The organism is Neobacillus sp. NPDC097160, assembly GCF_044762155.1.
Taxonomy (GTDB): domain Bacteria; phylum Bacillota; class Bacilli; order Bacillales; family Cytobacillaceae; genus Neobacillus.
Map to the genome: position 1 here is coordinate 74568 of NZ_JBIWDU010000012.1, position 19515 is coordinate 94082.

13 protein-coding genes are annotated in these 19515 nt (G+C 38.4%); 8 read left to right on the forward strand and 5 right to left on the reverse strand.

Going from position 1 to position 19515, the window contains the following annotated elements; all coding sequences use genetic code 11:
- Positions 1-2 precede the first annotated feature (2 nt).
- The 3 genes from ACIQXV_RS17730 (at position 3) to ACIQXV_RS17740 (ending at position 3349) form a co-directional block, all read left to right on the forward strand.
- Positions 3-371 (forward strand): ArsR/SmtB family transcription factor, encoded by a 369-nt coding sequence (locus ACIQXV_RS17730; protein ID WP_402960596.1) that lies wholly within the window; start codon positions 3-5, stop codon positions 369-371.
- On the forward strand, positions 364-2499 hold the full coding sequence (locus ACIQXV_RS17735) for a heavy metal translocating P-type ATPase (protein ID WP_402960598.1): 2136 nt from the start codon (positions 364-366) through the stop codon (positions 2497-2499). Before ACIQXV_RS17730 ends, ACIQXV_RS17735 begins: the two co-directional genes overlap by 8 nt.
- Before the next feature lie 475 nt (positions 2500-2974).
- Complete coding sequence (locus ACIQXV_RS17740) at positions 2975-3349, forward strand: hypothetical protein (RefSeq protein ID WP_402960599.1); 375 nt, start codon at positions 2975-2977, stop codon at positions 3347-3349.
- Positions 3350-3454: 105 nt separating this feature from the next.
- Here ACIQXV_RS17740 and ald read toward each other — a convergent pair whose 3' ends face one another.
- Positions 3455-4588, reverse strand: a complete 1134-nt coding sequence (ald, locus tag ACIQXV_RS17745) for an alanine dehydrogenase (protein WP_402960601.1) — start codon at positions 4586-4588, stop codon at positions 3455-3457.
- A 129-nt stretch (positions 4589-4717) separates the two neighbouring features.
- The gene (locus tag ACIQXV_RS17750; RefSeq protein ID WP_402960603.1) at positions 4718-5956 is read right to left on the reverse strand and encodes a PucR family transcriptional regulator; all 1239 of its coding nucleotides are present in this window, start codon (positions 5954-5956) and stop codon (positions 4718-4720) included.
- 389 nt (positions 5957-6345) lie between these two features.
- Here ACIQXV_RS17750 and ACIQXV_RS17755 point away from each other — a divergent pair, with 389 nt between their 5' ends.
- The 4 genes from ACIQXV_RS17755 to ACIQXV_RS17770 all read left to right on the forward strand — a co-directional run bounded on the left by ACIQXV_RS17755 (position 6346) and on the right by ACIQXV_RS17770 (position 10673).
- Positions 6346-7746: an amino acid permease gene (locus ACIQXV_RS17755; protein ID WP_402960605.1), complete on the forward strand. Its 1401-nt coding sequence runs from the start codon at positions 6346-6348 to the stop codon at positions 7744-7746.
- Positions 7747-7959: 213 nt separating this feature from the next.
- Positions 7960-8778, forward strand: a complete 819-nt coding sequence (locus ACIQXV_RS17760) for a 5'-nucleotidase, lipoprotein e(P4) family (protein WP_402960607.1) — start codon at positions 7960-7962, stop codon at positions 8776-8778.
- 149 nt (positions 8779-8927) lie between these two features.
- Positions 8928-9812 (forward strand): permease, encoded by an 885-nt coding sequence (locus ACIQXV_RS17765; RefSeq protein WP_402960609.1) that lies wholly within the window; start codon positions 8928-8930, stop codon positions 9810-9812.
- A 12-nt stretch (positions 9813-9824) separates the two neighbouring features.
- Positions 9825-10673: a TIGR03943 family putative permease subunit gene (locus ACIQXV_RS17770; RefSeq protein ID WP_402960611.1), complete on the forward strand. Its 849-nt coding sequence runs from the start codon at positions 9825-9827 to the stop codon at positions 10671-10673.
- Positions 10674-10738: 65 nt separating this feature from the next.
- Here the strand turns inward: ACIQXV_RS17770 and ACIQXV_RS17775 are convergent, their stop codons facing one another.
- The 3 genes from ACIQXV_RS17775 to ACIQXV_RS17785 form a co-directional block, all read right to left on the reverse strand.
- Complete coding sequence (locus ACIQXV_RS17775; protein ID WP_402960613.1) at positions 10739-11104, reverse strand: cytochrome-c oxidase; 366 nt, start codon at positions 11102-11104, stop codon at positions 10739-10741.
- A gap of 143 nt (positions 11105-11247) precedes the next feature.
- Complete coding sequence (locus ACIQXV_RS17780) at positions 11248-12504, reverse strand: DUF445 domain-containing protein (RefSeq protein ID WP_402960615.1); 1257 nt, start codon at positions 12502-12504, stop codon at positions 11248-11250.
- A 130-nt stretch (positions 12505-12634) separates the two neighbouring features.
- A complete protein-coding gene (locus ACIQXV_RS17785) occupies positions 12635-13825 on the reverse strand; it encodes a HupE/UreJ family protein (RefSeq protein ID WP_402960617.1) in 1191 nt (396 codons plus the stop codon).
- Positions 13826-14098: 273 nt separating this feature from the next.
- On the opposite strand from ACIQXV_RS17785, the gene ACIQXV_RS17790 reads away from it, so the two are divergent.
- Positions 14099-19515 (forward strand): CehA/McbA family metallohydrolase (locus tag ACIQXV_RS17790; RefSeq protein WP_402960619.1); only part of this gene is annotated, 5417 nt, incomplete at its 3' end.

Genomic DNA, 19515 nt, shown 5'->3' on the forward strand with positions numbered 1-19515 from the left:
TAATGGATCATAATGATGTATGTGAAGTAACCTGTGTGGATGAAGAGAAAGTGAAACGGGTTAAGGAATCAGTTTTTGAGCAAAATACAATGGCTGTTTCACAAATATTTAAAGCATTGTCCGATGACACTAGAATTAAGATTGCTTATGCACTAAGTGAAGAAGATGAATTATGTGTCTGTGATGTAGCCAACATTGTAGGAAGTACGACCGCAACTGCGTCACATCATTTACGCCTTCTTCGTAATTTAGGGTTAGCAAAATATAGAAAAGAAGGTAAATTGGTCTTTTATTCATTAGATGATGATCATGTGAGGCAATTGATTCAAATTGCTTTTACGCATCAAAAGGAGTTGGAACAAAATGAGTGACGTCTTAGAAAAGTCAAGTGAAAAGACCGTTTACCGTGTACAGGGATTCACCTGAGCAGGCTGTGCGACAAAGTTCGAAAAGAACGTGCAACACCTGGATGGTGTTGCTAATGCAAGTGTAAATTTTGGTGCCTCAAAACTTACGGTTTACGGTGAAACCTCAATAGAAGAATTGGAAAAAGCAGGTACTTTTGAAAATATAAAAGTCATTCCAGAAAAACAAAGATTTGAAGAGAAAAAGGAACCTTTCTTACAAAAACATGCATCTGTCATAGCATCTTTAGTTTTCTTGATTATTGGATGGATTTCAGCACAAATAAATGGGGAAGAGAGTATATCTTCGGTTTTAGCTTATGGGGCTTCTATATTAGTAGGCGGTCATCGCCTTTTTATCACAGGTTTGAAGAATTTATTCCATTTAGAATTTGATATGAGAACCTTGATGACGATAGCGGTTATCGGAGCTGCGATAATCGGAGAATGGGGAGAAGGGGCAACGGTTGTCATCCTCTTTGCCATCAGTGAAGTTCTAGAATCTTATTCAATGGATAAAGCAAGACAATCGATTCGTTCCTTAATGGATATTGCTCCAAAAGAAGCCTTAATACGAAGAGGTAATCAAGAATTTACAGTAGAAGTTGACGATATTCGTATTGGCGATATTTTAATCGTAAAACCCGGACAAAAAATCGCAATGGATGGGAAAGTAGTAAAAGGACTATCAGCTGTAAATCAAGCTGCGATTACTGGGGAATCTGTACCTGTTTCCAAAACAATTGATGATGAAGTGTTCGCAGGAACCTTAAATGAAGAAGGACTTCTTGAAGTTAAAGTTACCAAACATGTGGATGATACCACCATTGCAAAAATCATTCATCTAGTAGAAGAAGCTCAAGCAGAACGAGCTCCATCTCAAGCATTTGTTGATCGATTTGCAAAGTATTATACGCCTGTTATCATGTTAGTTTCGTTGTTAGTGGCTGTAATTCCTCCACTATTATTTGATGGTGATTGGAGTAAATGGATTTATCAGGGGCTTGCTGTCCTAGTTGTTGGGTGTCCTTGTGCTTTAGTTATTTCTACTCCTGTGTCGATTGTGACCGCCATCGGAAATGCTGCTAGGAATGGTGTCTTAATAAAAGGTGGAATTCATTTAGAGGAAATGGGGGCAATTAAAGCCGTTGCTTTTGATAAAACAGGTACTTTAACTGAAGGAATTCCTGTTGTAACGGATTATCTTCCTCAAGGTAATACAAATGTGAATGAAATTCTTACCATTGTTGCAGCTTTAGAAAAAGGATCTCAACATCCATTGGCTTCAGCGATCATGAAAAAGGCTGAACAAGAAAGTTTATCTTATCAAGACCTTGCTATTGAAGACTTCTCTTCCATTACAGGTAAAGGAATCAAAGGTAGAGTCAACGATAAAATGTACTATGTTGGAAGTCCTAATTTATTCGATGAAATTTTAGCAGGTGGGATTCCATCCAATCTAAAAAGAACTATATATGACCTGCAAAATAAAGGGAAAACCGTTATGGTGGCTGGTACTGCATCAGAAATATTAGCACTGATTGCCGTTGCTGATGAAGTTAGAGGGAACAGCAAATCAGTTATTCAGAAACTTCACTCGTTAGGTATTCAAAAAACCATCATGTTAACGGGTGATAATAAAGGGACAGCCGATGCTATCGGTCAGCAGATAGGTGTTTCTGATATTCAATCAGATCTATTGCCTCAAGATAAATTAACCTTCATTAAAGAATTAAGAAATAAATATGACCATGTGGCAATGGTAGGAGACGGTGTAAATGATGCACCAGCTCTAGCTGCATCAACTGTTGGTATTGCCATGGGCGGAGCAGGAACGGATACAGCTCTTGAAACGGCAGATATTGCTCTAATGGCAGATGATTTAGGTAAACTGCCATTTACGTTAAAACTTAGCAGGAAAGCCCTATTTATCATCAAGCAAAACATCACTTTCTCTTTAGGGATTAAGCTTTTAGCTTTGTTACTAGTGATTCCTGGTTGGCTTACTTTATGGATTGCGATCTTTGCTGATATGGGGGCAACACTTATCGTAACGCTTAATGGTTTACGTCTTCTCCGAGTAAAAGATAAATAATATTAGGCTTCCCATTTTGGGAAGTCTTTTAGTGGGAAGGGATATATGTGAAAAATGGTTGGAATCGCTTCATTTATAAATGTTTTAGGAGGAGTACTCCTATCAGGTGTGCTGACCTTTTTCTTGTCGAAGCAGGATGTTGATCATGTTGATGCAAAACCGAATAAATGAAATAAAAGAATATAAATGAAAGTAGCCAAATTATATTATTGGCTACTTTTTTGTTGCCATTTCATGAATAAAAGACTTGAGGGTGCAAATGTTTCCGAATACTAGCTTCTGGTTTCTTAGGTAATAAAAAATCCCCTTGATGGACAGGGGTTTTTGCGGCAGTAATGTTATTATATATGAGTTATTGGCTTCATAGCCAATCCAATATCGCTGATTGGAATCGGTATATTCTTTTATCAAAGAAACTTAAAAGTAAAAAACTTATTACAGCTAACAACAATTAATTTTGAAAGCAGGAATGATTATGAAAAAGTTAACAACAATGGTTTTAGCAATTGGTTTTGGAAGTGCATTAGTATTAGCAGGTTGCAATTCAACTAATAGTAAAGTTTCTGATGGGGTAAATAAAATGTTGGCTACAACAGAACAGTTATCAAAAGCTATTGAAAGTGGCGACCAAGCAAAAGTAAAGGAAGTTGGTCCAAAATTAGAAGATCAATGGTCTTCATTTGAAGAAGATGTAAAAAAAGATAACAAAGACCTTTATGAAAAAATTGAAAAATACCTAGACCCAACCATTGCTGGTTCAGAAGCATCTACACTTGATAAAGATGCAATAGGGACCTTAAACGATCAACTGACTGATGCCTTGAAAGAATTAGATAAGAAAACGAAATAATTTTAATACCCAAAACACATAGGAAGAAAAAAACGAATGCGGGATAAATATAGGAGGAGGTCGCCAATGGTTTTACCCTTTGGCGACCTCCTCATTTTGCTTCTTTTATTGTGCAGCAAGTTCTTTTTCTAAGGCATTTTCTACTGTTACATAATCATAACCAAGATCTTTTGCCACTGCTTCGTAAGTAATTTCTCCATTGGCAACATTCACGCCAAGTTTTAAAGCAGCATTTTCAGAAATGGCCTTGAAAACCCCTTTATTGGCAATTTGCAATGCGTATGGAACCGTAACGTTAGTTAGGGCGATTGTTGAAGTTCTAGGAACAGCACCAGGCATATTGGCAACAGAATAGTGGACAACACCATGTTTAATAAATGTAGGGTTGTCATGTGTTGTTACATGATCGCTAGTTTCAACAATACCACCTTGGTCAATTGCCACATCGACAATAACTGAACCTGGTTTCATTGATTTTACCATTTCTTCTGTAACAAGCTTAGGAGCCTTAGCACCTGGAATCAGTACAGCACCTATTAAAAGGTCAGCTTCTGCAACAGCTTCTCCAATGTTGAATGGGTTGGACATTAAAGTTTTTACTTGATTTCCGAAAATATCATCTAACTGACGCAGGCGGTCAGCGCTCAAGTCTATGATCGTCACGTCAGCACCTAAGCCAATCGCCATTTTAGCAGCGTTGATACCAACAATGCCACCGCCGATAATCGTTACCTTGCCGCGGTTTACTCCTGGTACACCTGCAAGCAGGATTCCTTGGCCGCCGTTATTTTTTTGCAAGAACTGTGCCCCAATTTGGGCAGCCATACGGCCGGCAACTTCACTCATTGGCGTAAGAAGTGGAAGAGTTCTGTTTACCGCAACTGTCTCATAAGCGATCGCAATAACACCTTTCTCTTTAAGTGCTTGTGCTAAGGCAGGCTCTGCCGCAAGGTGTAAATAGGTAAATAAAATTAATCCCGGACGGAAGTATTGATACTCACTTGAAAGTGGTTCTTTCACCTTCATAATCATTTCTGATTTAGACCAAACCAAGTCAGCGCTTTCAAGAATCTCAGCACCAGCTTTTGCGTAATCCTCATTAGTGAAACCGCTTCCAATCCCAGCCTCTTTTTCAACTAATACTTTATGACCAGCATTTACTAATGAAACGACACCAGCAGGCGTAAGTGCTACACGATTTTCATTATTTTTAATTTCTTTAGGTACCCCAATAAACATATCGCTAATTCCTCCCCAATCACTTTCAAATATTTTTGCTATGGCTAAAGTATAAAATGATTACCAAAGAATTTCTTTGTTAAGAAAGGAGAAAAATTATTATTTTTTTTGGGGATTTTCACAAAATGTTCAAATCCCCTGATATTTTTCCAACTTTAAATCAAGATAAAGGATCATTTTTTGGTTGGGGTCCTTGAAATTAACATTGCCAATTTCAGTGATTCGTTTTAAACGATAATTTAATGTGTTGGCATGAACATTTAATTCTTTGGCCGCGTCATTGATATTGTTATCTTGATTTAAAAATACCTCTAATGTTTCAACAAGATTACTATTATGCTTATTGTCATATTCATGGAGTCGTTTTAACGAGTCATTTTCATAGTCATCATTACGTCTTTTTTCCAAGATAAGCTCAAAAAGCTGATAGATTCCCAGTTTTTGATAATTGAAAATGTCCTTTGTCTCGAAAGGAAATTTTTCTTTAATCGACAAAACCGTCAATGTTTCATTATAGGCTTTGCCCAGTTTTTGATAATCCTTATAAATGCTGCTGTATACAGGCGAGATATCCTTAACACCATATCGATCACCCAAATTTTGAACAAATGTCCGGGTAAAGTGGTCAAGCTGCTGAAAAGGTTCATCGATATTGGTTGGGGATACCAATAGAATAAGTTGATTGCAGTCAATCGTATAAAGCATAATTTTCAAAATTTGGCTTGTTTTTAATAGATAGGATATTGACTGCTCCTCTTTGCTTGTGATATTTTGCTGAAATTGAAATACTACTAACGCAAAAGAAGATGCTGGCGTAATTTGCAAAGAATGGAAGTTTTCATAAATTTCCTTTTCACCTTTTAGGTGGCCGGTTAATAGTTTCCAGAAGAATTCTTGTGAATGCTCTTCCTTTTTATTTTTTCTTGTTTGCAGCTGCAGTAGTTTATTTTTCACTGCATCTGCAGCCTTTTTTAATAAATCAAAATCCTCATCCGTTAATCTTTTATCAATTTCGATAGCCCAAATAAACCCTAATACTTCATCTTGCTTCCAAATAGAGATCGCTACTCGAGATTTTAGTCCAATATCATTCATTTTTTTCACACGAATAGGGTCACGTGTCTTAAGTAATGCCGGAATGGTTCCTTCTTTCCATAATTGATTGATTACCTTTTCCGGCACTCTTCGGCCAATGATGGTAGAAATCCTTGCAGGATCAGTCCGCTCATCATGTGTGCTGTAGGCAAGGAGGCGATGGTTTGCATCCTCAATCGTAATCGGACACATGAATACTTGGCTAATGAGGTCGGCAAACTCATCTAAACTTTCAAAAGCTGTTTTAAAGGGGTCATGTTGTCTAGCATCCAAAATGATAACCTCCACAATATATATAGACCTATTTTAGTTCATTTTTAGAGATGAGCCAAAAAAAATACTGTTGTCTTTGTTTAATTTTACAAAAAAATAAAAATAATTTCTCGTTTTTTGACAAAAAAAGATTGTTCACAATAATGTTAAAATAATTTCATATTAAGTTCAAAAAAATAAAAATTTGAACTATTCTTAATTGAAAGCGCTAACACCAACTAAAGGAGGGTGAAAAATAATTTTAAGTGCTGTATTATAAAAAGTATTATTTTTATCCTAACAAAGTTAATAATAATTTTTTCTTGTTTCATGTTAGTAGGAAAGAGGAGCAAAGGGCAAGTTCGCTAGATGGGAAATTAGAAGTTTGTTAATCAGGGGGAGATTAATATATGGGTAACAACACTCAGAGGAAAGAACTTCATCGCGGTTTAGAAGAACGACATATTGCGTTAATGTCTTTAGGTGCTTGTATTGGGGTTGGACTATTTCTAGGCTCTGCAACAACCATTAAAATGGCAGGTCCGGGAATTTTAGTTGGATATGCAGTTGCAGGACTTATTATGTTTTTTATTATGAGGGCCCTTGGGGAAATGGCTATTCAGAAACCTGTAGCCGGCTCATTTAGTTCATATGCCCGTGATTACTTGGGACCACTTGCAGGATTTATAACCGGATGGAATTATTGGTTTTTATGGATTGTGACCTGTATGGCGGAAATTACTGCTATTGGGATTTACATGGAATATTGGTTTCCCACGGTGCCGCGCTGGATTTGGGCACTATTAGCGTTAGTTATTATGGCAATGATCAACTTCTTAGCAGTTAAAGCGTATGGGGAATTAGAATTTTGGTTTGCCTTAATTAAAATCGTTACAATCCTAGCAATGATTGCGGTCGGAGCTGCCATGATTTTCTTTGGCTTTGGTAATGGCGGTATTGCTACCGGTATTTCCAACTTGTGGGAAAATGGCGGATTTTTCCCTCATGGAATGAAAGGAATATTATTATCATTACAAATGGTTATGTTTGCTTATCTCGGCTTGGAAATGATTGGAGTCACAGCTGGGGAAGTTAAAAACCCGGAAAAATCTCTTTCCCGAGCAATTGATACCGTGTTCTGGCGTATTCTTATCTTTTATGTAGGGGCACTATTTGTCATTATGTCAATTTACCCTTGGGAAGAAATTGGTACGAAAGGAAGTCCGTTTGTTTTAACATTTGAACAAATAGGTATTAAGGGTGCGGCAGGAATTATTAACTTTGTCGTTCTAACTGCAGCGCTGTCTTCATGTAATAGTGGGATTTTTAGTACAGCACGTATGCTATTTAATTTAGCAGAGCATGGTGAGGCACCACAACAATTTGGAAGAGTATCAAAAAGCGGGGTTCCTGGTAAAGCAGTTTTAGCATCGGCAGCAGCACTTTTAATCGGTGTCGTGTTAAATTATATTGTTCCTGCAAAAGTATTTACCTGGTTATCAAGTATCGCAACTTTTGGTGCGATTTGGACATGGGGAGTTATCCTTATTTCACAGTTAAAATATAGGAAGAGCTTAAAACCGGCAGAAGTGAAAACATTAAAATATAAGCTTCCGCTTTATCCTTTCTCGTCATACCTGTCACTTGCGTTTTTAGCTTTTGTTATTGGGATCATGGCCTATAGTGGAGATACAAGAATTGCTGTTATAATTGGACCGCTTTTCATTGTTTTCTTGGTTGCTGTTTATTATTTCAAGGGCTTCCATAAAAGAGCAGTAGTTGAAAATACAGAGAACAAACGAGTCGGTTAAATTTGTATACTAAAATGATAAACAAGCAGAGGGCTTCTTATAAAAGAACCCTCTGTTTTTTTGAGATAAGAAAGATAAATTTGGACTATGAAAATTTTCAGCTCCGGGCGCCTTCCGCTTTTCTAATTCCATAAAATGCAAATCAAATACATAGCTTGGATGTATCTTTTTTTCACATACTAACGATATAAAAAAAAGGAGGTCCGTCAAGTAATGAGAAAAATATCTGGATGGTTAGTTACTGTGGTACTATTGCTCTCGCTTACGAGCGTAAAGGTAAACGCTGAACAAACAATGAGTCCGACATTAAATTTGCATGAGCAAAATACAATGTCTGTTCTCTGGTTTCAAAAATCTGCGGAAGCAAAGGCATTATATTATCAAGGATATAACTTAGGGAAATTGAGATTGGATGAAATTCTGAGTAAACGGCCGAAGAATAAACGTTTAAAGCCTGCGATTGTACTTGATATTGACGAGACAATCCTTGATAACAGCCCACATCAGGCATGGTATGTACTAAATGGAAAAGGAAAACCATTCCACTGGAGTGAATGGTTTAACCGGGGCGGAGCGAAGCCGCTCCCTGGAGCGGTTGAATTTTTGCAGTATGCAGATTCCAAGGGTGTGGCGATTTACTACATATCCAACCGTAACGAAGCGCAAAAAGAGGCAGCAATGAAAAATTTACAAAATGTGGGCGCCCCCCAAGTGAATGTAGATCATGTTTTATTACAGCAGCCAGGTGAACATGGCAAAGAAACTCGTCGGATGAAAGTCGCGAAGTCACATGAAATTGTCTTGTTATTTGGTGACAACTTAGGGGATTTTAGCGGTTTTGATAAGCTGTCGGTTTCGGAAAGGGTTCAAGCTGTTGATAAACATAAAGAAGAATTCGGTAAAAAACTAATCGTTTTCCCTAACCCTATGTACGGGGACTGGGAAGGAGCAATATATAACTACAATTACAAAAAATCAGATGAAGAAAAAGCAATGCTTAGAAAGAAATGGTTAGAAATTTACCAACGATAGAATGAACGCTGCCGCCAGAATTTGGCCGGTGGCGTTTTTCGGTTCTAAACATGAATAATTTCTTTGTTTATTCCATATTTTTAATTGGACGAAATATAATGATGAGAGTATAGTAGTTTCCATGAGTCTTGTTATATAGGAGGACTGCTATGTTTGGTATATCATTACCGCAATCTTTTTTACAGATGAATACCATTTTTATTTCAATTCTAATTGAAGCCTTACCTTTTGTTACTTTGGGAGTTTTAATTTCGGGAATTATTCAGATTTTTGTTACCGAAGAAATGATTGCTAAAATTATGCCTAAAAATCGCGTTCTTGCTGTGATTTTTGCAAGCTTTTTAGGGATATTATTTCCATCTTGTGAATGCGGGATTGTTCCGATTGTTAGTCGACTTGTATCAAAAGGTGTACCGATTTCAGCTGGTATTGCCTTTATGCTGACGGCTCCGATTATTAATCCAGTTGTATTATTTGCCACCTATATCGCTTTCGGCAGTGACTGGAAAATGGCGATTTATCGAGGCATTGGCGCCATCATTGTGGCAATTGTAACAGGGGTATTTATTGCTTACCGATATAAGGGGAATCCCTTTAAAGAAAATTATCACCACCATCATCATCATGAAAAGACTACTTTTTGGAAGAAAGTTAGGCGTACACTTGAACATGCTGTGGAAGAATTTTTCTCAATGGGAAAATATTTAGTCATTGGTTCTCTTATTGCTGCAGCTGTGCAAACATATGTTAAAACATCAACGCTAGTTTCTATTGGACATGGGCCTGCATCGTCCTCTTTCGTCATGATGGCATTGTCGTTTATTCTTTCTTTATGTTCGGAAGCAGACGCGTTTATCGCCTCTTCATTTAGAACAACTTTTTCAACCGGTTCACTATTAGCGTTTCTTGTTTTTGGCCCAATGGTCGATATCAAGAATTTAATGATGATGCTGGCAACATTTAAAAAACGCCTTGTCTTTATGATTGTTGCTGCCGTTTTTGCACTTGTTTTTGGTTACTCTTTGCTGTTTTAAGGAGTTGTTACGATGATAAGAAGTTTAATCTTAATTGGTTTTACGTATTTAATTTTTCACCTGCATATTACCGGAGATATAAATAAATATATAAATATGAAATATTCTTACCTATCAGCAACTGCCGGTTATGCTTTACTAGTGTTAACGATTGTCCAAATTCTGATGCTGAATAAGGATTCGTCAAAAGATGCCGGATGTGACCACGATCATTGTGGACACAATCATTCTAAAGAAGACAAGTGGTATAAAAAGTTGTATGTCTACCCCATCTTTGTTTTTCCGATTATTTCTGGTTTATTTTTTCCCATTGCCACTCTCGATTCCAATATAGTGAAGGCAAAAGGATTCCATTTTCCTATTTATGATGAAGGAGAAGGGGACTCGTTTATGCAGCAGCAATTTCTTCGGCCGGATACAAGTGTGTATTATGGAAAAGAAGATTATGATGCATTAATGAAAAAAGAAAAGAAAAAATACGTTAATCAAAGTAAAGTGATTCTGAATGATCAAAATTACCTAAAAGGGATGGAAACCATTTATAATTATCCAGGTGATTTTCTTGGAAAAGAAATTGAATTCAAAGGATTTGTTTTCAACGATAAGGAAACCATTGATAAGAATCAGCTCTTTGTCTTTCGATTTGGTGTGATCCACTGTATCGCTGACTCCGGTGTCTTTGGGATGCTTGTTGATATGCCAGAGGGCACGAAGCTGAAAAATGATGAATGGGTTACAGTTAAAGGGAAAATATCTACGATTTATTATCAGCCATTTAAAACGAATATTCCCTTCTTAAAAGTCGAGAAGTGGTCGACAACTGAAGCTCCAAAAGAACAATATGTATTTAGAGGGTATTAAAAGAGACACCAATTTGGTGTCTTTTCATATGAGTAGAATGATCTAGAATATATAATAAGGACAGGTTAGTTTTTCACATTTTTTAAGATGTTGATTGCAAAGAGAATGATGCCTAAAACCATTAATGTACCACCAGCAGCGACCGCAGGACCTGCATTTTCCACACCTGATACAAGGAATGCGAGGCCAATCATCATGATGGGCAAGGAGATATTATGCAGCCAGAAATGGACCTTTGCAAGTGTGGTTTCAGCGGCAGCTGGAAAACCTACATAGATGAGTCCCGCGAGTGCCATTGACATCCAGCCTAATAAATTAATATGGACATGAACGGGTGTGAAAGCAAATTTTTCTGTCATTGACATATACATACCGATGCAAACACCAATGACAAAATACACAACAGAAATTTTAATAAACTTAACTGCCATCTTTCTTCCCCCTTTGAATTATATAAATAGTGATTACAGTACTAAATATGAGGGAATATTCTGAAAAAGAACTTAGAATTTTAAGAGACAAGAAGTGAATTTTTGCCTAACAAAAAGCCGCCTTAGAAAGGTGGCTTTACATTTTATAATAGGGCTTTAATACCAACTAAAACAAGACCAATTAAGAATCCACAAACAGCTCCATTGACTCGAATCCATTGCAGGTCTTTACCCACGTTCGTTTCAACCATGTTGATCAGGGTTTTATCATCAAGCCTTTCTAAATTTTCCTCGACAAGCTTGCCAATCCTTGAATGATTATTATCAACAAAAATGGAAATTTGCTGCTTAATCCAGGTTTCTAAAGCATTGACCTTTTCAGGATTTTCTTTAATATTTTCCAGCCCGCCAATGATCACCGGGAGAATGTAATCATCGAAGAAGCTTGGTTCTTCGATGATATCATACACTTTTTGCTGCAGTTGATCTAGTAATGAGATAATTTGTTCCTGTGGCTGCCATTTTTCAATCATTTGTGTCTTTAGATGATTAAGTTCTTCGTAAACTTTTTCATCATTTTTTACTGATTGCAGCTTTTTTTGAATATGAATGATTAATGTTTTTCTGTTTTGATTAAAGGGATCCCGAAAACTGTCCACCCCTTTTAGAATTAGGTTTTGGATAATGTTACCTAATTTTTCTTCGTTAACAAGATTCCTAAATGACTTTAAGGCGAATTGCATAAACCCATCGGCTTTAATATTTTCCACTGCATCAACAGCTAAACCGCCTAGTTTATACTTGGTGCTATCCTTTTCAGCCCATTCATAAATTTCTTTTAGGATCAAATCAAGCGTTTTTTCATCGTATTTTCTTTCCATAACTTGATCGATCATCAATGGAAGGTATTCCTTAGTCTCTAACTTGTTTAGCTGTGATTTTAATTCCTTTTCAATTACAGGAGCAATTCTCTTCGTATCTATCGTTTTAATCAAATGTTGAAGGAGATTGATAAGATTTTTTTGAACTGCTTGTGAGTGTATTTCCTTGTCAATTATCGAAAATAACTTTTCGGAAAAATTAATCGTATCAATTTTTTTTCGAATGCTCTCTTTCGTCAGCCAATCATTTTCCAACATTGAGATAATCCCAGCGATAATTCTTTTACGATTCTTTGGCAGCAATGCCGTATGGGGGATTGGAATTCCTAATGGGTGCCGAAATAAAGCGGTTACCGCAAACCAATCTGCAAGCCCCCCAACAAGACCTGCTTCAAAACCACCCTGCAGGATGATTCCCAAAATTGTATCCCGTATGGGCAAAGTAGCTAGAAATCCACAAGCCATCACCGCAAGAGAAATAGTCGCTAAATACTGCGATTTATTTTTCTGTTTTACCATCTTTGTACCCCTCGTTTTAAATAAATATTGTTGTTTAATGCTATTATCTCAATTAACCTAAAAAAAAAGCAAAAAAAACTTCTTTTTAAAACAGTAATTGCTTTAAAAAGAAGTGAATATACCTTTTTCCTTAAGAGAATATTCGTTCTATCAGCCAAAATGCCCCTAATGCTGTAATAATGATCGAGCCAATTTGGACAAACCTTCCATATGACTTTTTCTTTTGGATATAGGCCAGGATTGGTAATAATAAAAGCACAATTAAGAGCTGGACTGCCTCAATCCCCAGGTTAAAATTAATTAGTGCAACGGCTAAATGGCTTTTTGGAATAGCCATTTCTCTTAATATACTAGCGAAGCCCAGCCCGTGAATTAACCCAAAAATAAAAGTGATACTCCACCGATGATTGATTTTTTTTCGGAAGATATTTTCTAAGGCGACATAACAAATACTAAAAGCAATGGTTGCTTCAACAAACCGGGAAGGAAGTGACACCCATCCTAAAACCGCCAAACTAAGTGTAATACTGTGCGCAAGTGTAAAGGAGGTAACAATCGCCGCGTATTGTTTAAATGTTTGCTTTCTTATTAGTAACGCAAAAAGGAATAGTAAATGATCATACCCTGTTAAAATATGCAGTGTTCCAAGCTTGAAAAATGAAAACCACGAGGAAGAAGTTGCCTTTTCAACAGGCTTATCAGAGTTAGGTTGAGCTTGGTTAGCATCTTTCTCGGCAGGTTGTTCTTGCCCTTGCTCAAGCTGAGGCTCAGTTGCCAACATCGTCCACGTTCGTTCCTTACCTTGTAACACAGCCTCACTTGTTTCGCCCATATATGAAGCCGAAATCAGGTTGACATAGTTCGTACCGGTATCATTGAAATAAAATCCATCATTAAAGACAATAGTGTCTCCTGGAGAAAATGCCGGGAAGTTCATCGTAACAGATAGAAATTCCTTCGTTTCCTTTTTGACAATCTCGATTTTTTCTACCGTCGGTGTCTGTTCCTTGTTGCCATTATCAAGTGTGAGACCCTCGGTGATTAATTCCTCTATTCGATGTTCTTCCTTTTTGATTTCTGATTTTTCAATGATAAAGTTCTTGTTTGCATCAATCTTGGGGGCTAGCTCCAAAACAGATAAAGCATCAAGCGAAAAGACGACTTTTGTCTGTTTTTTATCCATTGTTATTTTTGTATAACTAGCACTATAGGCATGAGCAGCAGCATTTGAAGGATAGGTCATAAAGGCAAGTAGCAAAAAAGATAACAATACCAAGGTTAGAGGTCTGACTTTAGGTCGAAATTTGTTGAATAATGTCATATTGACATTCCTCCTAAACATTATATTAAAATAATTTCCTGAATATACCAAATGAAAGTATAAAACAATTTCTCCTTTATATAATCACACTTTGAGGGTGGATGTATACAGGAAAGGGTTTTCATTACGAATATTTATATAATAATTTACAAAAAATTTATATCTTTCAGCGGGAAATTTTTGTAGAATGAGAGAGTGATAGTAATCACTACGCGAAAGGTAGAAATACCTACATTCGTGTAAACAATAAATGAGGAAAAGGGTGGTAGATGGATGAGCTTAACCAACCGAAAGTTCAAGCGCATGACAAGTATGTTCATGGCCGCGCTATTATTGCTTAGCACATTTTTGCCAAGCGGATTAATAGGCAAAGCCCATGCGGAGCAAGCTGACCATGTGGTAATTAGTCAAGTGTATGGTGGTGGTGGAAACAAGGACGCCATATATTCAAACGATTTTATCGAGCTTTATAATCCTACTAATCAGGATGTTGATTTAAAAGATTGGTCAGTACAATATGCTAGCACTAAAGGTAATACATGGAAGTTAACTTCCATAAGTGGTGAAAAAACAACCATAAAAGCACACGGCTATTTTTTGATTCAAGGAGTTGCTGGTACTACTGTTAAGGATAAACCATTACCAGAAGCTGATGTAGTAGGTGGACTTGATTTAGGGGGTTCAGCGGGTAAAGTCGCTTTAGTCTCAAATTCTACTTTATTAGAAGGGTCAAAACCTCAAAATGTAGTTGATTTTGTTGGATATGGAACAGGAACAGATGCGTATGAAGGAAATGTCGGGCCTACACCTGCTGTATCTAATACAACAAGTGCCCAACGTAGACCGTATGCAAACGTAAACCCTGCTCCCGGCAAAGGGAATGCTTGGGATACTGATGACAACGCAGCAGATTTTGTAGCAGCAACTCCAGTCCCAAGAAACTCTGCAAGCCCAACGGAAACCCCAATGGTTCCAGTAACAAGCTTACAAGTAAAAGGAACGAACATTCAATTTACGCAAAACAGCAAAGATGTAAAAGTAGTCGGTCAAGCGAATGCAGCTGAACCGGGGTCAACGGTTAATGTTTATGAAAACGCATCCAAAGGGACGGCGCTTGAAACGGGCACTGCCGGCGCTGATGGTTCATTTTCGATTAGCTTTACCTCTGATAAAGCATTATCATCCGTATTTGTTGCTGCAAAGCAAGGCGACTTAGATGAAAGTGCAGCGATTCAAATTAGCGTAGCAGCACCAAGCGCAGTAGTCGTTAAAGATAAATTAAGCTATAGCATTAGTAATGGCACAGGCACATTAATCGGCAGTGCATCAACTGCAGCAGCGGGTGCCATCGTGAATGTCTATCCGAACGACAAAGCGATTGCTAGTGAGAAATTAGCGACCGTTACAGCGGGAACAGCAGGAGATTTTACAACAACATTTAAAAATACTCCAGATACCGTTTACGTAACACAAATTACAACAAGCAGCAAAGGAATCATGCTTGAAAGTGCTACAGTTTCCGTGACAAAAGCGGATACAGCGACGACTTCAACGATTGCTGATGTTCGTAAGTCAGACGATAAAGGTCAAGCTGTGAACTTAAATAAGTTTTTCACAGTTGAAGGGGTTGCGACTGTTGACAACCAAATTCTTGGAACACAGAAGCAAAACTACTATATTCAAGACGAGACAGCAGGAATCAACATTTATGGTTCACTAGAAACGACGTTTAAGACACTTAAAGGCGATCGAGTAAAAGTAACAGGTAAGGTTTTACAATACAATGGCTTAGTAGAATTAGAAGCGACAGCTATTGAAAAAATAAGTGCTGGCAATCCAGTTCCGGCTCCGAAAACACTGACGATTATGGATTTAAATACGTATGCAACAGCAGAGCCGCTGGAAGGAAGTCTTGTGTCCGTCACTGGTAAGGTGTCAGCTGTAGCAAGTACGCCGCCAAACTGGAACGTAACCTTAGTTGACGAAAATAATAAAGCAACCACATTGCGTGTTATGGGCGCAACAGGAATCGTTCCAGATAACGACCTAGTAACTGGAAAAAGCTATACCGTTACAGGTGTATTAGGTCAGTATACAACCAATGCTTCAGCAACAAACGGGTACCAATTGTATCCATGTGATCCAAAAGATATTTCGCCAATTCTAGCGATCACGCACACAGCGATTAAAGAAGTGTACAAAGGAACAAGCGTAGAATTTGCCGCCAATGCCGATGGAGCAGAGTCAGTAACTGCTTATTATCGCGCGATTGGAGCGACAGAATTTACAGCTTTACCAATGGTTAAAGGCAGTGAAGGCCGCTATACAGTCACATTGCCAACAGCAAATGTACCGCAAAATGGATTTGAATATTATATTGAAGCAAAAGCGGGTACTCAAGTCCAGTCAGCTGGAACAAGCGCCGCTCCATATGTAGTTAAATTAATTGAAGATACGTTTGGACCAACAATCAGCGGAGAAACACCGCAGGATGGCACAAAAGTGGAAAGTCCAACACCTGAAATTTCATCCTTAATCGATGACCCAAGCGGTGTCGATGAAACAACCGTACAATTATGGCTGGATGGCCAAGAGCTTAAAGCACCGGCTGCCGTCATTAGCAAATCACAAGTAAAATATACACCAGCAGCAGACCTTGCACTAGGAAAGCACACAGTGAAAGTAGCCACTAAAGACGTTTTAGGCAACCCTTCTGAGAAGCAATGGACATTTGAAGTCGTGCCGCGCTTTACCGGTGGAAATCACTATCGTGGAACAACGCATAACCACACAAATATTTCACATGATGCGGCAGGTTCACCTGAAGATGCACTAAAAGCAGGTAAAGCCCATCATTACGATTGGTTCGCATTCTCTGACCACTCCCATGATATCGACCCGGAAAAATTGGGTGTTGATACAGTGGATCACGGCGGTATGCAGGAGCGTACAGGCGGCGACCAATGGCAATTAACAAAAGATTTAGCGAAGCAATATACAAAAAATAATGATTATGTTGTCTTCCCGGCATTTGAAATGACCTCAACTACATGGGGACATTCCAATATCTTCGGAACAGATAATTTCATTGACCGAAATATTAACGGCAAGCAATACCAAGACTTAAACAAGTATTACGCATGGGTAATGACATACGATGATATCGTTGGTCAATTTAACCACCCAGATATGTCTGCGAATGCTTTTAATAACTTCAAGCCATACAATAAAGACTTAGACAAGTTATTTACAATGTTAGAAGTGGGTAACGGTTCTGGTCACTATGGTTATGCCAATGCAGAAGGCAAATTCTTCTCGGCATTAGACCTCGGCTGGCATGTCGCTCCAACTTATGGGGAAGACAACCACGATGGTACATGGGGACAAACAAATGCCCGTACTGTTATCGTTGCCGATGATTTGTCACAAGATTCGTTAATGCATGCGATGCGGAATATGCGCGTCTACATGGCAGAGGATCCAAACTTCACGTTAGATGTATTAGCAAATGGCTACTACATGGGTTCAACTGTTGATAGCAAGAAGTTAAATTTTAAAATCACAGGAAGCGATCCAGTAGCAGAAAAACGCAATAGCACAGATTACAACTATCTGCCAACAAGCTACAAATCAGATGATAGAGTAGCTAAGGTAGAATTGGTTTCAAACGGCGGCAAAGTCGTTGCCTCGGCTTCACCTATGACTGCTGACTTTGAATGGAATCCAGAGTATACCGTAACAGGCGGCCAGCAATGGTTTGTTGTCAGGGTTACGCAAATGGATGGCGAACGAATTTATTCAGCGCCAATCTGGTCAAAAGAAGAATCAGTTGATGTAAAAGTAAACGGGATTGATATTGACGGCGGCGTGATTATTGGCGGCAACCCTGCTAAATTAACAGCGACTGTAGCCAATAATGGTAAAGAAGCGATCAAAAATCTGAAGGTAGACTTCTATTACGATGAAGTGAAACCGGAGAATTTTATCGGCACCAATAATATCTCATCAATTTTATCAAAAGGATCTGCCGGAGCAACAGCTACATGGCCAAGTCCATTGAAGGGCGACCATCAGCTCATTGTTGTCGTAACCTCAACCGACGGTCTTGATATTGGCGATGTGAAGTATACAATGCCTGTAAAAATTAAAGAACCGCTAGGAGTTACGGTGTTAATTGATGCAGCGCACGGCAATGAAAATACAAGTGGGGACAGCGGTACGTACAAGGATAACTTAAAAGCCTTCACGCTTATGCTTCAAAAAGAAGGCTATACAGTAATCGAAAATAAAGTTGCCCTTACAGATGAAGTATTAAGCAATGTAAAAGTATTAGTATTAACTCATGCAAGAACAGCACTGACAGCGGCTGAAAGAACAGCTGTTACCAAGTTTATCAATAATGGCGGTTCACTATTAATGGCTGGAAAGAGTAACAATGGAACTACAGACCCAACCATTAATAATCCATTACTCGGCGATATTGGTTCAGCGATTCGGATGGGTAATGATGGCGTATTTGATGATAGCAAGACCGGCAACTTCTGGGGTGACCCAAAGGTAAGCCCATTTGCTGTCCGAGTACGTCCAGGATTAGTGTCTAACTATATTACCGACCGCGTATCATTTGTCGATTACTACTCGGGAACAAGCCTTTCTGGCCCGAATAATACGGCATTAACAGAAGGCGGTAAGGTTACAATTTTAGCAAGAGGAAATGAAACAACGTACCAAGGCAATATTAAAGGCGGTTACACCTATGATGCTGTATCCGATGAAACAGGCGGTTCAGCGATTCCATTAATTGCATCCGAAGAAATTGGTGCAAATGGGCGTATCGTGGTTTCCGGTATGAACATCTTCAATGACAAACAGATGGACGAGTCATTTGAACCAAAAGGCAATGACGAAATGACGATTAATGCCGTCAACTGGTTAGCTCATCGCGATACGAAAGTAATGAAAATCGCCGATGCCCGCAAACTAGCGGATGATACGAATGTCGTCGTCGAAGGAACGGTAACAACTGGTGCCGGCGTATTCTTCGATGCCTTCTATCTACAAGATGATACGAACGGAATTATGGCCTACCTTGAAGTTCCAGATGGATCTTTAAAAGCAGGCGATAAATTACGTGTGTATGGACACATCAAGACGTTCGAAAATAACATAGAATTAGAGTTTACTAGCTTTACAAAAGACGTTATCAAGCTAGGCAAAGGCACGCCTGTTCAACCGAAGCAGGTAGCGACTGGGGAAGCAACTTCGGCTGCTAACCAAGGGCTGCTTGTGAAGGTAAAAGGAACAGTTGTATCTAAGTATGATGATAACTCTTATGTAATCAATGACGGTTCTGGCGATGTAATTGTGTTTACCGATGGATACATTGTGAACCAAAGTGGTGTATCTGTACCAGATCTTAAAAAGGGTGACACATTGGAAGCTGTAGGTCTTTCAGGTGCCTTCTCACAAGGTGAGCGTATCCGTGTGAGAGATACTAGAGAATTAGTTGGCACTGTTAATGAAGATACAACAGCACCAGCAGCACCAGTAGTAAATGTTGTAACCGATGCTGATCTAGTCATCAAAGGTACAGCAGAAGCAGGAGCAAAGGTTGTTGCGAAAGTAGATGGTAAAGAAATTGGTCAAGCAACAGCTGATAAAGATGGTAAATTTGAAATCACGATTGAGAA